Below are 14,036 nucleotides of genomic sequence, written 5' to 3'. Positions count from 1 at the left end.
CCCCATGACCACCGCCACCGATCACCGCACGCACGACGCCCACACACACATCCACGGCGAGGGCTGCGGTCACGTCGCCATCCCCCACGGCGACCACACCGACTACGCGCACGACGGCCACATCCACCGGGTGCATGACGACCACGTCGACGAGTGCGCCGCCGGCGGTCACGCCGTCCACGAGGGTCACGACCACCAGCACGGCGAAGGCTGCGGTCACGTCGCCATCCCGCACGAGGACCACACCGACTACGTGCACGACGGCCACCGTCACGCCGCCCATGACGGACACTGGGACGACCACTGACATCCCGGCCCGGCCGGCGGCGCGTCAGCCGGTGACCCGAGAACCAGAACTGGAAATCGTTGCCATATGCTAATGTCTGCATATGGCAACGGTTCCCCCTTCCCCGACGGACGACCCGGCCCGGGACTTGCAGGCCGCCACTGATCTGCTGCGCGCCCTGGCCTCACCGGTACGGCTGGGCATCGTGCGAGAACTGTCCGGCGGCGCGAAGTACGTCCACGAACTGGTGGCCGCCCTGAATGTGAGCCAGCCGCTGGTCTCCCAGCATCTGAGGGTGCTGCGCACCTCCCGGATCGTCACCGCCCAGCGCCAGGCACGCGAGATCCAGTACAGCCTCACGGACGACCACGTGGCGCACATCGTGCTGGACGCCATCCGGCATGCACAGGAGTAGCGATCGCGCCGCGCACGGCTCCGCCTCGACGGCCGCCCAGCATCCCGCTGGGCGGCCGTCACCGTTGGGCGAGCCGTTCACCGGCGTGGACGTGCCAACCCAGCAACTGCTCAACGACCTCTTCGGCCGCCTCGCGGCCGACAGCAAAGACCTTCCGAACGGACATGGATATCATTTCCATTAAGCTGGAGAGTGTCGATCCGGCGAGTGCCAGGAGGTGATCTGCCATGAGCGGCCGGACAACCCGGCAGCGAATGGCTGTCATGCGTGCACTCGCGGGCCGCCAGGACTTCGTGTCCGCCCAGGATCTGCACGCCCTGCTCGTCGCGGACGGCGTCCGCATCGGTCTGACCACGGTCTATCGCGCCCTGCGCGATCTGGAGGCGTCGGGCGGCGCGGACGTCGTACGCGACGACGCCGGCGAACGGCTCTACCGCACTCGCCCCGCCGACGGCCACCGCCACTACCTGCTGTGCCGCGCCTGCGGCCGCAGCCGCCCCGTGGACTCGGACGTCGTGGAGGAGTGGGCCGGACGCATCGCCGCCGACACCGGCTACGCCGCGGTCGAGCACACCGTCGAACTCACCGGCATCTGCGCCGACTGCCAGCCGTCCGGGGACGAAGGAGACCCGCCATGCCACTGGGAGCACGCCCCGGACACCCCGGTCCGAGCCCGCAGCTGCGCAAACTGAAGGAGACGGTGCGCACCTTGCTCGGCCTCGACGGCTGCACCGGCCCGCCGACCGGATCACCGAAGACGACCTGCGGACCGCCTTCCTCAGCACCGAACACCAACAGCGCCCCCAAGAGCGTGGCACCGGCCGCACGCGCCCCCGCAACGTTGCCGGGCCGCACGTCAGAGGGCTAGCCGAGCTCGGGCGCGGTTCTTGCGGCTCCCCACTGTCGGGTCCGGTAGGCGCCCACCAGCCTGCACACGAGGTAGATCGAGAACGAGATCGTCGTGACGTATGGGCTGATGGGGATACTGCTGCCCAGCGCCAGCAGGATTCCGCCCTCGATGGAGACCACCGCGAAGAGCACGCTCAGCACGGGCAGCAGCACCGGGGACGCCGTGACCCTGGCCGCGGCGGCCGCGGGCGTGACCACGAGCGTGAGGACCAGCAGCGCGCCGACGATCTGCACGGACAGCGCGACGGCGAGGCCCAGCACGAGCATGAAGGCGAACGACAGCGCCCGCACGGGGACGCCCCGCGCCTCGGCCACCTCCGGGTCCGCGCTGGCGAACGCCAACGGCCGCCACATCACCGCCAGCGCCACCAGCACCACGGCCGACGTACCGAGCAGCCAGGACATCTGCGGAGTGTCGACCGCGACGATCTGCCCCGTCAGGATGCCGAACTTGTTCGCCGCCCGGCCCTTGTACAGGGCGAGGAAGAGCACACCGAGGCCGAGGCCGAACGGCATGAGGGTGCCGATCACCGAGTTGCGGTCCCGGGCACGGGAGCCGAGCAGACCGATCGCCCCGGCCGCGATCAGCGAGCCGACGATCGAGCCGCCCACGATGTTCACGCCCAGCAGCAGCGCGGCCGAGGCGCCGGCGAAGGACAGTTCGCTGATTCCGTGCACGGCGAACGGCAGGTCCCGCATGATGACGAAGACCCCCACCAGGCCGCCGACCAGACCGAGCGCGGCGCCGGCGATCAGGGAGTTGCGGACCAGGGCGAGCAGTTCGCCGTAGTTGTCGAAGTTGAAGATCTGCTGCCAGATCCCCTCGGCGATCGTCATGGCCTTACCTCATGCGGCAGTTCAGCGTGATGCGGGGGCTCCGCCACCTCGTCGGGCACGCCCACCACCGTGATGCGGCCGCGGACGCGGATGACGTCGACCTGCGTGCCGTACAGCCGCGACAGCGACTCGGAGTTCAGCACCTCGTCCGGGGTGCCGACCCGGAAGCCGCCGCGGGCCAGGTACAGCACACGGTCCACCAGCCCCAGCACGGGGTTGATCTCGTGGGTCACGAACACCACCGCCGTGGCGTGGGAGCGGCGCCGGGCGTCCACGAGTTCCGTGACGGCCCGCTGGTGGTGCAGGTCGAGGGAGAGCAGCGGCTCGTCGCACAGCAGGATCCGCGGGTCGGTCGCCAGTGCCTGCCCGACACGCACCCGCTGCCGCTCGCCGCCGGAGAGCAGGCCGACGGGGACGTCCGCGTACGCGGTGGCCCCCACCGCTTCCAGGACCTCGTCGACGCGGCGGTGTACGGCACGCAGGCGCAGCCGGGGTCCGAAGCCGTGCCCGTCGATGCCGAAGCGGACCAGGTCCCTTGCGCGCAGCATCGCTTGCGCGGACAGGGTCGCCTGCTGCGGGACATAGCCGATGTGCCGACTGCCCTTGCGAGGCGGACTGCCCAGCACCGTCAACGTCCCGGCGGACAATCGCCGTTGACCGAGCAAGGCGCGCACGAAGCTGGTCTTGCCGGACCCGTTCGGTCCGAGCACGGCCAGGAACTCCCCTGCCTGGATGTCGAGATCGAGGTCCTGCCACAGCACGCGCTCGCCGTAGGACAGGGCCGCACCGCGCAGGCTGATCACCGCGGCGCGCGCATCTCGGTCCTCGGTCCTGTTCTCACGGGCACGCGGTACGGCGGACATGTCGGGACGCCTCACTTGGCCAGCGCGTTCGCGAGTGCGTCGACGTTGGCGGTCATCCAGCCGACGTAGTCCTTGCCCTCGGGCAGGGTCTCGGTCACGGGGACGACGGGAATCCCGGCCGCCTTGGCCGCCTGCTCTGCCTTCTCGGTCTGCGGGCCGGAGGTCTGCTCGTTGTAGACCAGCGCCTTGACCTTCTTGTCAGTGAACAGCGCCAGCGTTTCCTGCAGTGTTCTCGGGGAGACGTCGTCGCCTTCCTCGATGGCTTCGCTGAACGCCTCGGGCGTCGCGTTCCTGAGCCCGCTCGCCTCGATCATGTACAGCGGCACGGGCTCGGTGATGGCCACGTCCTCGCCGCCGTGGTCGGTCTTGATCTGGGCTTCCTTCGCCTCCAGCGGCGTCAGCTTCTCCTTGAAGGCCTTCGCCTTCTCGGTGAAGGTGGCGGCGTCGTCCGGGTCGGCCTTGGCCAGGGCGGCGGCGATGCGGTCGGCGAGCTTGGCGACCGTGGGGAAGTCGTACCAGACGTGCTCGTTGAGCTCCCCGCCCGCCGGTGCGGTCTTGCCGGAGACCTTGACCGCGTTGATCACCTCGGCGGCCGAGTTGTCGCTGCTCTTGAGCATGCGGTCGATGAAGTCGTCGTAACCGCCGCCGTTTTCGATGACGACCTTCGCCTTGGACAGCGCCAACTGGTTCTGGGTGTTGGCCTCGTAGGAGTGCGGGTCCTGGTCGGGATCGCTGATGATCGAGGTGACCACCACCTTCCCGTCACCCATCTGCTCCACGATGTCCCCGTAGACGTTCGTCGAGGCCACCACCGGGATGGCAGACGAACCGGCGGGACTCTGCGCGGCACCGGTGTCGCTTCCGGTATCCGACGAACTGCCGCAACCAGCCAGGAAGGCCATGGAGACGACGGGTATCAACGGGGCGAGGCGCCGGGACGAGAACGCGCGCATGGAGGATCCCTCCGCAACAGGGTGAGTTGTCCGCCGAGCTCGGCTCGTCCCGGCTTCAGCACCACGCTAGGTGGAAACGGATGTCAAGACCGTCTTCCAGCCATTTCATATGACAATCATTGCCGAGAAATTAACCCTCCGCCGCTCGAGCTTCGGCGGGCGACCGATGCGCAATACCCGCCCCGGGACGAGAATGGACTTACCGCGTCGAAGACGGAGGAAATCCGCTCCGCGGAAGGAGATCACGATGCATCCCGCCGCTTTCGCCGGTGCGGCCGTGGGCCGCATCACGCACTACGCCCTGTCCGGAACCGCCGGCGTACTGGTCCTGCGGGGAGCCGCCAAGGCCGCCCCCCGCGTGAAACCCGCGGCCCGCCGCCTTCTGGTCAGCGGCATCGCCGGCGGCATCACGACGGGGCGGCGACTCGGAGAGGCAGCCGAGGAGGCCCGGCTCAAGGCAGGAGACCTGCTGGCGGAGGCCAGGGAGCAGCTGGGTGAGGAGGCTCCGCCCCCGTCGGCGGTCGGTGTCGAGGGGCACGACCACGACCACGAGCACTGAGAGGCCATCGCCATGTCCGGCACGCCCGCACCCGGCGACCTTCCCCTGCCCGACCCCGGCTCCCCCACCGTCCCCGTCCCCGAACCTGGCTCCGGCTCCGGGGTGGTGGTGCGGTCCGCCGCCGCGGGACGCGTACGGCTGTTGGTCCCCTGGCTGCGGGCGCGGCCCGGCTGCGCCGGAATCGTCGACGAGCGGTTCACCGATCTCCCGGGCTTCCGGGCGCTGCGTATCTTTCCCCGCACCGGCGCCGTGATCGTCTGGGTGCAGCCCGACCTGGTCGACGTCGGCCGACTGGTGGCCGCCCTCGACGAGGCGCCACCGCCGGGAGTGCCGGCCCGGGCCAGCCGCTCCGTGCCCGACTCCTCCACCGGCGAGGTCGCACGGCTGGTGGTCGGCGGTGCGGTGCTCGCCCTGGTGGGCCTGCGACGCCTGCTCGGCCGGCCCCCCTGGACCCCCGGTGGCTCGGCCGGCTTCCTCGGCGCGGTCACCGTCTTCACCGGGCTGCCCTTCTTCCGCGGCGCCGCACGCACCCTCGGCGGCAGACGCCACGCGGGCACCGATCTGCTGGTGACGACAGCGACCGTGATCTCACTCGTCCTGCGCGAGAACGTCGTGGCGCTGATGGTGCTGTGGCTGCTCAACATCGGCGAGTTCCTGCAGGCCATCACCCTGCGGCGAACCCGGCGCGCCATCGAGGAACTGCTCTCCATCGGCGAGGAGCGGGTCTGGCTGGTCCGCGACGGCGTGGAGGTGGAGGTCGATCTGACGGAGGTCAGGACCGGGGACGTCGTCGCGGTCTACGAGCACCATCGCATCCCCGTCGACGGCACCGCCGAGTCCGGCGAGGCGCTCGTGGACCAGGCGGCGATCACCGGCGAGGCGCTCCCGGTGTACGTCCAGCCCGGCACCGAGGTCTACGCGGGCACCCTCATCTCCAACGGCTCCCTGACCGTACGGGCCACCTCGGTCGGACAGGACACCGTCGTCGGGCGGATCATCACCCGGGTCGAGGAGGCACAGGCCGACCGGGCCCCGATCCAGACCGTCGCCACCGCCTTCACCCGCCGCTTCGTCCCGGTCTCGTTCGCCCTCGCCGGGATCACGTACATCCTCACCCGGGACGCCCGGCGGGCGATGACCATGCTGCTGATCGCCTGCCCCTGCGCCGCGGGCCTGGCCACCCCCACCGCGATCAGCGCGGCCATCGGCAACGGCGCCCGCAGGGGCACCCTCATCAAGGGCGGCACCCACCTGGAAGGCATCGGCCGCGTCACCGCCGTGGTCTTCGACAAGACCGGCACCCTCACCCTCGGCCGCCCCCTGGTCACCAGCGTGGTCACGCTCGACGAGACGGTCACCGCCGACGAGGTACTGAGCCTCGCGGCCTCCGGCGAACTGCACGCACGACACCCGCTCGCCGAAGCCATCGTCCGGCGCACCGAGGAACAGCACCTGCACATCCCGATCCATCAGGCCTGCGAGGTCGTCCTCGGCATGGGGGTACGCGCCGAACTCGACGGCAGCCGCCTGCTCGTGGGCAGCCCCGCCCTGCTGCGCCGCCACGGCCTCGAACTCACCGACGTGGCCCAGGAATGGACGAGCCGACTGCGCGCCGCCGGCGAGACCGTCATCTGCCTCGCCCACGACGACAGGCTCATCGGCATGCTCGGCCTGTCCGACGCGGTACGCGGCGGAGCCGACACCGTCGTCCGCCAGCTCACCGACCTCGGCGTCACCCGTATCGTGCTGCTCACCGGCGACGCCCCCGAGACCGCCCAGTCCGTCGCCGACACCCTCGGCATCACCGAGGTCCACGCCCACGCCCTGCCCGAGGCCAAACTCCAGCTGATCCGCGACCTCCAGTCCGAGGGCCACAGCGTGGCGATGGTCGGCGACGGCACCAACGACGCCCCCGCACTCGCCCTCGCCGACGTCGGCATCGTCATGGGCGCCCACTCCTCCCACGTCGCCCTGGAAACCGCCGACATCGCCCTGGCCGGCAACGACCTGCGTAATGTCGCCGCCGTCGTGGAACTCAGCCGCCACACCCTGCGCGTCGTACGCCAGAACTACACCCTGGCCATCGGTGTGAACCTCGCCGGCCTCATCGCAGGCGCCGGGGGCTCCATCAACCCCGTGCTGGCCGCTCTGCTGCACAACACCAGCAGCATCGCCGTGGTCGCCAACTCCGCCCGGCTGGTGCGCCACACGCCCCATCTGCCGAAGGACGCCACCGCACGTCTGCGGGCCGCACCGCTGGAGGAGCGGCGGGTGCGCTGACCCAGCGGGCTCGGCCACCGCGGCGGTCCCTCAGTTGAGGCGGGCGACCTGTCGCGGTGCAGGTGCCGCGCGCAGCCTGTCGGGCAGCGTGCCGTCGTCCGGCATTCCGGCCCGCAGCCACGCCCCGACCGCCGCGGCATCGGCCTCGGTGCGCAGCGGGCCGAGGCGGACGACGGCTCCCGTGGGCCTGCGGTCCGCCGCGCACGGCTGCACGGCCGCGTGAACACCCCGCTGCCGACGGCAGTGCAGGAACCACTCCAGACAGCCGGTGGAGACCATGATCCCGTGGCGGCAGCTCCGCACCGCTCGGCGCAAGCCGTCCATCACCTCCTCGTCGGCGTCATCGCAGCCGGCGCAGACGACGAGGGTGAAGGGCCGGTCTCGATGGCCTCCTGCGGCGTCACTCATGCGCAGGCTCCTTCCCGGCCTGCGGGCTCCGCTTCTCGACGAGCGTGCGCAGACTGAACAGCAGGTCTTTCGCGGTGAGTTGACGTCCGTCGCTGAAGGTGACGCCCTTTCTGATCCGTACGGTCCACTGGGTGGCGTCGGAGTTTGGGCTCGACGCTCTCCGCCAGCCGCCACACCGGCTTTCCGCCGTCCAGCTCCCCGAGGGTGTCCCAGACGACGCGGGCGCGCACGTAGTCGATACCGACGCCCGCGGCGGGTGTCGGGTCGGCGGACTCCGCGCTCCCCCCGATGAACGCCGCCCGCAGTTTCCCGCCCTTGCGCCCGGGCAGCCGGACAGCCGGACAGCCGGATGCGCGGGGTATACGACGCACACACCACACTGGTAGCGAAAATGGTTTTCAATAAGCGTCGACAGGTCATGGCGGGGAAGGCGGCCCGCTCAGGGCACCGGCGATGCCAGCAACTCGCCTACGTCCAGCCCGAGTTCGCGCCAACTGCAGTCATACACGATCGGCCAGGCGGCGCGGCTGCTCGGCGTGAGCCCGGACACCGCGCGACGCTGGGCGGACGCCGGGGGTGGGCACCCAGCGCGACCAGGCCGGTAAGCGACTCATCCGGGGCTGCGTGGCTGTCACGGGTCCGGGCCGCGGCCGCCTTTCCGGTCAGTTCCTTGACGGCTTGCTACCGGGAGATCCCGGTACACAGATTCGGATTCTGCCGGAATCAACTTGGGAGCAGAAAAGCGAACTCTTCTCGCACTTTGTTGTGCGGTGCGCTCTGCGTGTTTCGTAGCAGAGCCGTCTGCGGTGCGCGACCATACGGACGCCCCCATCAACATCATCGGCCTTGTGCGTGGAAACACCGAGACAGAAAGAAGGACGAACGTGTCAGGCAGTGAAAGCGAGAACCCGGCAATCCCCTCCCCGACCCCCACGCCGACTCGGCCCAAGACAAACCGGGACTGGTGGCCGAATCAGCTGGACCTGCAGATTCTCCACCAGCACTCGTCCCGCTCCAATCCGATGGACGAGGACTTCGACTACGCGAGAGAGTTCGCGACCCTCGACCTCGACGCGCTGAAGCAGGACGTCTTCGAGGTGATGACGACGTCGCAGGACTGGTGGCCTGCCGACTACGGCCACTACGGCCCGCTCTTCATCCGGATGAGTTGGCACGCCGCGGGCACGTACCGGGTCGCCGACGGCCGGGGCGGAGGCGGCACCGGCGCTCAGCGCTTCGCTCCCCTCAACAGCTGGCCGGACAACGCGAGCCTCGACAAGGCGCGCCGTTTGCTCTGGCCGGTCAAGCAGAAGTACGGCCAGAAAATCTCCTGGGCCGACCTCCTGGTCTTCGCCGGTAACTGTGCCATGGAATCGATGGGGTTCAAGACGTTCGGGTTCGGATTCGGGCGAGAGGACATCTGGGAGCCGGAGGAAATCTTCTGGGGACCCGAGGACACTTGGCTCGGAGATGAGCGCTACAGCGGCGACAGGGAACTCGCCCCACCCTTCGGTGCCGTGCAGATGGGACTGATCTACGTCAATCCGGAGGGACCCAACGGAAACCCGGATCCGATGGCCGCCGCCAGGGATATTCGCGAGACATTCGGGCGCATGGCGATGAACGACGAGGAGACGGTCGCGCTCATCGTCGGCGGTCACACCTTCGGCAAGTGTCATGGCGCCGTCGATCCCGCGTACATCGGTCCGGAACCCGAGGCCGGCCCCATCGAGCAGCAGGGCCTCGGCTGGCGGAACACGTACGGCAGCGGCAAGGGCGCCGACACGCTCACCAGTGGGCTGGAGGGCGCATGGACTCCCGAGCCGACCAGGTGGGACAACGGGTACCTGGACACTTTGTTCCGGTACGACTGGGAGCTGACGACGAGCCCCGCCGGCGCCAAGCAGTGGACTCCCACAGATCCTTCGGCCAAGGACACGGTGCCCGACGCCCATGATCCGTCGAAGAGGCACGCTCCCATGATGCTGACGACGGACCTCGCGCTGAAGCTGGATCCGGTCTACGGCCCGATCGCGAAGCGCTTCCACGAGAACCCGGACCACCTCGCGGAAGCGTTCGCCAAGGCCTGGTACAAGCTGTTGCACCGCGACATGGGACCCGTCACGCGCTACCTCGGCCCGTGGGTTCCCGAGCCGCAGCTGTGGCAGGATCCCGTTCCTGCGGTCGATCACGAACTCGTCTCGGAAGAGGACATCACTGCCCTCAAGGGCAGGATCGTCGCGTCGGGACTGACCATCTCCCAGCTGGTCACCACCGCCTGGGCAGCGGCGGCGAGCTTCCGCGGCACCGACAAGCGTGGCGGGGCCAACGGGGCACGGATCCGGCTCGCGCCACAAAGGGACTGGGAGGTCAACAACCTGCCCGAGGTGACCGAGGTGTTGCAGAAGCTGGAGCAGATCCAGCAGGACTTCAACCTCTCGCATGCCGGCGGAACGAAGGTCTCGCTCGCCGACCTGATCGTCCTCGGCGGGTGCGCGGCCGTCGAGCAAGCCGCGAAGAACGCCGGGTACGACATCACGGTCCCGTTCGCACCTGGTCGCACGGACGCCTCACAGGAACAGACCGACGTGGAGTCGTTCGCCGTGCTCGAACCCAGGGCCGACGGGTTCCGCAACTACCTCCGGGCGGGAGAGAAGTTGTCGCCGGAGACGCTCCTGCTGGACCGCGCCAACCTGTTGACGCTGACCGCTCCCGAGATGACCGTGCTGATCGGCGGCATGCGGGTCCTGAACACCGGCTTCAAGCGATCACCACACGGCGCCTTCACCCACCGGCCGGAGACACTGACCAACGACTTCTTCGTCAACCTGCTGGCCATGGGGACGGAGTGGAAGGCGTCGGCTTCGGAGGAGAACGTATTCGAAGGCCGGGATCGGGCCACGGGCGAGGTCAAGTGGACCGCCACCGCGGTCGACCTCATCTTCGGCTCGCACTCCCAGCTCCGAGCCGTCTCGGAGGTCTACGCGTCCCAGGACGCGGGAGACAAGTTCGTGCGTGACTTCGTGGCCGCGTGGGACAAGGTGATGAACCTCGATCGGTTCGACCTCTCCTGAACCCGATGTCCCGGTCGGGATGGTGACGCGGATCGCTCAGAGTCCGCGACGCCAGGTCGAACGCGGCGCCGCCGGTTGTCGCGCGGGCACCACCCCTTGCCACGACGCGGCCCGGCGGTGCCGCTGCGCACGCGCTGGCGGCACCGCCGGGCCCGGTGTCCTGGGTGGATCTACTCGGTCACCTTCAGCAGTTTGTTGGGCGTTCCGCTGCTCGGGTTGGTGATCTTGTCGCCGGTTGCCGCGCCGGTGAGCGCGGTGGCGACCTCATCGGGAGTGGCGTCCGGGTGACCGGCCAGGTAGACGGCGGCGGCTCCAGTGACGTGGGGGGCGGCCATGGAGGTGCCGGAGATCGTCTTGGTTCCCTGGTCGCTGTCGTTCCAGTCGGAGGTGATGTCCGAGCCCGGCGCGTACACGTCCACGATCGAGCCGAAGTTGGAGAAGTCCGACTGGGCGTCGTCCTTGGTGCTGGACGCGACCGTGATGGCCTCGGGGACCCGGGCCGGTGAACTCTGCCCCGCGTCCGCCGACTCGTTGCCGGCGGCGACCGCGAAGGTGACACCCGAGGCGATGGCCTTCTTGACGGCCTCGTCGAGAGCCGGGTCCGCGCCGCCGCCGAGGCTCATGTTGGCCACCGAGGGGCCCTGGTGGTTCTTGGTCACCCAGTCGATGCCGGCGACGACCTGCTCGGTGGTGCCCGAGCCGTTGTCGTCGAGCACACGGACCGCGACGATCTTGGCCTTCTTGGCCACCCCGTGGGAGGCGCCGGCGATGGTTCCGGCCACGTGGGTGCCGTGGCCGTTGCCGTCGTCGGCCGTGTCGTCGTTGTCGATGGCGTCGAACCCGGAGGTGGCGCGGCCCTCGAAGTCCTTGTGGCTGATGCGTACGCCGGTGTCGATGACGTACGCGGTCACTCCCTCCCCGGCCTTGTCCGGGTAGGCGTACTTGCTGTCGCCGGCCGTGTCCTGCTGGTCTATGCGGTCCAGGCCCCAGGACGGCGGATTGTCCTGCGTGGCATTGATGTGGAACTTCTTGTTCTGGACCACCTTGGACACCGCGGGGTCGGCCGCGAGGCGCTTGGCCTCCGTCTCGGTCAGGCTGCCGGCGGAGAAGCCGTTGACCGCCGAGCCGTAGGTCCGGCTGATCTTGCCACCGTACTCGGCGGCCAGATCCTGCTTCTCGGCCGTGGACGCCTTCTGGTCCAGGAGGACGATGTAGCTGCCGGCCACGGCTCCTTCGGCATTGAGACCGTAGACCGTGCCCTGCGCGGGCTGTCCCGCCTGAGCAAGGGGGGACAGGTAAAGGCCGGTGCCGACGACGGTTGCGACGGCCGCGATCGCGGTGACGATCTTGGCCTTGCCTGAGCGTTTGTGATGCGCCGTCAAGAGGGGTCTCCTCGTGAAGTGGGGGGATTTGCGTTCGAACGCAGCGCTGCGCGTGCTCAGGAGAGTGCCGACTTGTCGCGAGCAGATCAATCTCTTGATGTGTCCCCGACATCCGACGGATGGTCGACCTCCACGGGATTCACGCACATTCGAAGCAACCCGAGCGCAAATGTGCAGCACTGGACGCTGGTTGAATCACCAAGGAACGGTCCAGGATTATCTGTGCCGATTTTTTCACCGTCTCATCACATGCGGTGGGGTTGAGCGTCATGTGGGTCACGGCCAAGGCGTAGCTGACGCCGTCCTCTTCCGGTGCCACAGCGTGTCGGCCTCCACGGCTCTACAGCTGCGGGAGCACCTCACCGGCGATGAGTTCCAGGTGGTCGAGGTCATCGAAGTCGGTCAGTCGCAGATGGATCCGGCTTGCGCCGATCGTCGAGAACTCGCCGAGCCGCTCCACGAGCTGGGCCGGGGATCCGACCACCGGATCCTCCGGCGGCAGCGCACTCTTGACGTGCAGCGGGGCGGCCCGCCGTTGCGCCTCCGCGTCGGTACGGCCGATGGCGACCACGACCCCGGCCGAGAGCACCAGCGGTGGCTGACCGGCGTCGGCCCGTCCGGTCCGGTCGCACGCCTCGGCAACCCGCTGGAATGCCCGGGCAGTCTCCGCCACCGACTTGAAGGGCATGTTGAATTCGTCGGCATACCGAGCGGCCAGCTCCGGGGTGCGCTTGAGGCCGCGGCCCCCCACGATGATCGGCGGCGCCGGCACCTGCACGGGCTTCGGCAGGGCAGGCGCGTCGAGCAGCTGGTAGTGCTCGCCGCGATAGCTGAAGCTCTCGTCGACCGGTGTCCGCCACAGGCCGGTGATCACCGCCAGCTGTTCCTCGAGCCGGTCGAAGCGCTCCGGGGCGGGTGGGAACGGGATGCCGTACGAGGTGTGTTCCCGTTCGTACCATCCTGCGCCGAGGCCCAGCTCGACCCGGCCCCCGCTCATCCGGTCGACCTGCGCCACCATCACGGCAAGCGGGCCCGGCAGCCTGAAGGTGGCCGAGGTGACCAGGGTGCCCAGCCGGATCCGGGAGGTCTCCCGGGCGAGCGCGCCCAGTGTGAGCCACGCGTCGGTAGGGCCTGGCAGCCCGGGATCGGCGCCCATCGCCTGGAAGTGATCGGCTCGGAAGAAGCCGTCGAAACCGCAGGCTTCGACGAGTCGGGCGAAGCGCAGCTGATCCTCGTAGTCGGCGCCGCGGTGCGGCTCGGTGAAGACGCAGATCCGCAGGTTCATCGCCCCTCCGTTTCGGCCGACGGGGATATGTCCCGTTCCATCAGCAGCTCGTGCAGATCGGCGCTGCACCGGGCCACTTCGGCCAGGTGCGCGGTTCGGCCCAGCGTCCTCGGCCGGGGAATGGCGACGTCGACGATCTTGCGGATCCGGCCCGGCCGCGGGCTGAGCACCACCACCCGGTCGGCGAGCAGCACGGCCTCGTCTATCGAGTGGGTGACGAAGACGACTGTGGACGAGCTTTCGATGTGGATGCGCTGCAGCTCCACCGCGAGGTCCGCGCGGGTCAGCGCGTCGAGTGCGGAGAACGGTTCGTCCATGAGCAGCACCCGGGGCTCCCCCATCAGCGACCGGCACAGTGCGACGCGTTGCTGCATACCGCCGGAGAGCTCGTGCGGCCGATGCTTCTCGAAGCCGCTCAGTCCGGCCGTCTCCAGCAACCGCTTCGCCCGGTCGCGGTACCCGGACTTGTTCCAGCCGAAGATCTCCACGGGCAGCAGGACATTGTCGAGGACGGACCGCCAGGGCAGCAGTGCCGGCCGCTGGAACAGCATGGCGACATCCCGCCGGGCTCCGGTGACTCGCTCGCCGCCGACGGTGATCTCGCCCTCGGTGACCGGCAGGAGCCCGGCGATCAGCCGGAGCAGTGTGGACTTGCCGCACCCGGACCGGCCCACCACCGCCACGAACTCACCCTCGGCGATGTGAAGGCCGATGTCCTGGAGCGCCATCGTCGAACCGGACCGGCTGGTGAAGCTCCGGGACACACCGGTGAGTCTGATCATCCG

Annotated in this window: 14 protein-coding genes and 1 pseudogene; 7 read left to right on the top strand and 8 right to left on the bottom strand. The window is 69.3% G+C overall.

The genetic code is table 11. The features are described 5' to 3' along the window. Positions 1-4: 4 nt before the first annotated feature. From IF78_RS0107235 to IF78_RS0107220, 3 genes are all read left to right on the top strand, one after another. Complete coding sequence (locus tag IF78_RS0107235) at positions 5-307, top strand: hypothetical protein (protein WP_031479750.1); 303 nt, start codon at positions 5-7, stop codon at positions 305-307. Between the two features lie 82 nt (positions 308-389). Beyond that, on the top strand, positions 390-701 hold the full coding sequence (locus IF78_RS0107230; RefSeq protein WP_031479748.1) for an ArsR/SmtB family transcription factor: 312 nt from the start codon (positions 390-392) through the stop codon (positions 699-701). Positions 702-928: 227 nt separating this feature from the next. After that, positions 929-1,393, top strand: coding sequence for a Fur family transcriptional regulator (locus IF78_RS0107220; protein WP_037639858.1), 465 nt, complete (start codon positions 929-931; stop codon positions 1,391-1,393). 172 nt (positions 1,394-1,565) lie between these two features. Here IF78_RS0107220 and IF78_RS0107215 read toward each other — a convergent pair whose 3' ends face one another. The 3 genes from IF78_RS0107215 to IF78_RS0107205 are packed head-to-tail and all read right to left on the bottom strand — an operon-like array spanning position 1,566 to position 4,263. Then, on the bottom strand, positions 1,566-2,447 hold the full coding sequence (locus tag IF78_RS0107215) for a metal ABC transporter permease (RefSeq protein ID WP_031479744.1): 882 nt from the start codon (positions 2,445-2,447) through the stop codon (positions 1,566-1,568). Then, positions 2,444-3,310, bottom strand: a complete 867-nt coding sequence (locus IF78_RS0107210) for a metal ABC transporter ATP-binding protein (RefSeq protein ID WP_031479742.1) — start codon at positions 3,308-3,310, stop codon at positions 2,444-2,446. Before IF78_RS0107210 ends, IF78_RS0107215 begins: the two co-directional genes overlap by 4 nt. Positions 3,311-3,321: 11 nt before the next feature. Continuing rightward, on the bottom strand, positions 3,322-4,263 hold the full coding sequence (locus tag IF78_RS0107205; protein WP_031479740.1) for a metal ABC transporter solute-binding protein, Zn/Mn family: 942 nt from the start codon (positions 4,261-4,263) through the stop codon (positions 3,322-3,324). Between the two features lie 247 nt (positions 4,264-4,510). Here IF78_RS0107205 and IF78_RS0107200 point away from each other — a divergent pair, with 247 nt between their 5' ends. After that, the gene (locus IF78_RS0107200) at positions 4,511-4,822 is read left to right on the top strand and encodes a DUF1490 family protein (protein WP_031479738.1); all 312 of its coding nucleotides are present in this window, start codon (positions 4,511-4,513) and stop codon (positions 4,820-4,822) included. A gap of 12 nt (positions 4,823-4,834) precedes the next feature. Next, complete coding sequence (locus IF78_RS0107195) at positions 4,835-7,102, top strand: heavy metal translocating P-type ATPase (protein ID WP_078662340.1); 2,268 nt, start codon at positions 4,835-4,837, stop codon at positions 7,100-7,102. A 30-nt stretch (positions 7,103-7,132) separates the two neighbouring features. On the opposite strand, the gene IF78_RS0107190 is transcribed toward IF78_RS0107195, so the two are convergent. Together IF78_RS0107190 and IF78_RS50800 are read right to left on the bottom strand one after the other, a co-directional pair. Next, positions 7,133-7,510: a hypothetical protein gene (locus IF78_RS0107190; RefSeq protein WP_031479734.1), complete on the bottom strand. Its 378-nt coding sequence runs from the start codon at positions 7,508-7,510 to the stop codon at positions 7,133-7,135. Next, the gene (locus IF78_RS50800; RefSeq protein ID WP_158751290.1) at positions 7,503-7,883 is read right to left on the bottom strand and encodes an ABC transporter substrate-binding protein; all 381 of its coding nucleotides are present in this window, start codon (positions 7,881-7,883) and stop codon (positions 7,503-7,505) included. Before IF78_RS50800 ends, IF78_RS0107190 begins: the two co-directional genes overlap by 8 nt. A 121-nt stretch (positions 7,884-8,004) precedes the next feature. Here IF78_RS50800 and IF78_RS49490 point away from each other — a divergent pair. Both IF78_RS49490 and katG read left to right on the top strand, forming a co-directional pair. After that, a pseudogene (locus tag IF78_RS49490) lies at positions 8,005-8,131 on the top strand (MerR family DNA-binding transcriptional regulator); the annotation flags it as partial. A 263-nt stretch (positions 8,132-8,394) separates the two neighbouring features. Further along, entirely contained in the window at positions 8,395-10,584 is a 2,190-nt protein-coding gene (gene katG, locus IF78_RS0107185) for a catalase/peroxidase HPI (RefSeq protein WP_031479732.1), read from the top strand. Between the two features lie 170 nt (positions 10,585-10,754). Here the strand turns inward: katG and IF78_RS0107180 are convergent, their stop codons facing one another. The 3 genes from IF78_RS0107180 to IF78_RS0107170 form a co-directional block, all read right to left on the bottom strand. After that, positions 10,755-11,966, bottom strand: coding sequence for a S8 family peptidase (locus IF78_RS0107180; protein WP_031479730.1), 1,212 nt, complete (start codon positions 11,964-11,966; stop codon positions 10,755-10,757). 340 nt (positions 11,967-12,306) lie between these two features. Next, positions 12,307-13,251 (bottom strand): LLM class F420-dependent oxidoreductase, encoded by a 945-nt coding sequence (locus IF78_RS0107175; protein ID WP_199921382.1) that lies wholly within the window; start codon positions 13,249-13,251, stop codon positions 12,307-12,309. Beyond that, positions 13,248-14,033, bottom strand: a complete 786-nt coding sequence (locus tag IF78_RS0107170; RefSeq protein WP_031479726.1) for an ABC transporter ATP-binding protein — start codon at positions 14,031-14,033, stop codon at positions 13,248-13,250. The genes IF78_RS0107175 and IF78_RS0107170 overlap by 4 nt, the downstream gene beginning before the upstream one ends. Positions 14,034-14,036: the final 3 nt, after the last annotated feature.

Origin of the sequence: Streptomyces bicolor (assembly GCF_000719285.1) — a bacterium.
GTDB classification, from domain to species: Bacteria; Actinomycetota; Actinomycetes; order Streptomycetales; family Streptomycetaceae; genus Streptomyces; species Streptomyces bicolor.
This window is presented reverse-complemented; position numbering and strand designations above follow the sequence as displayed.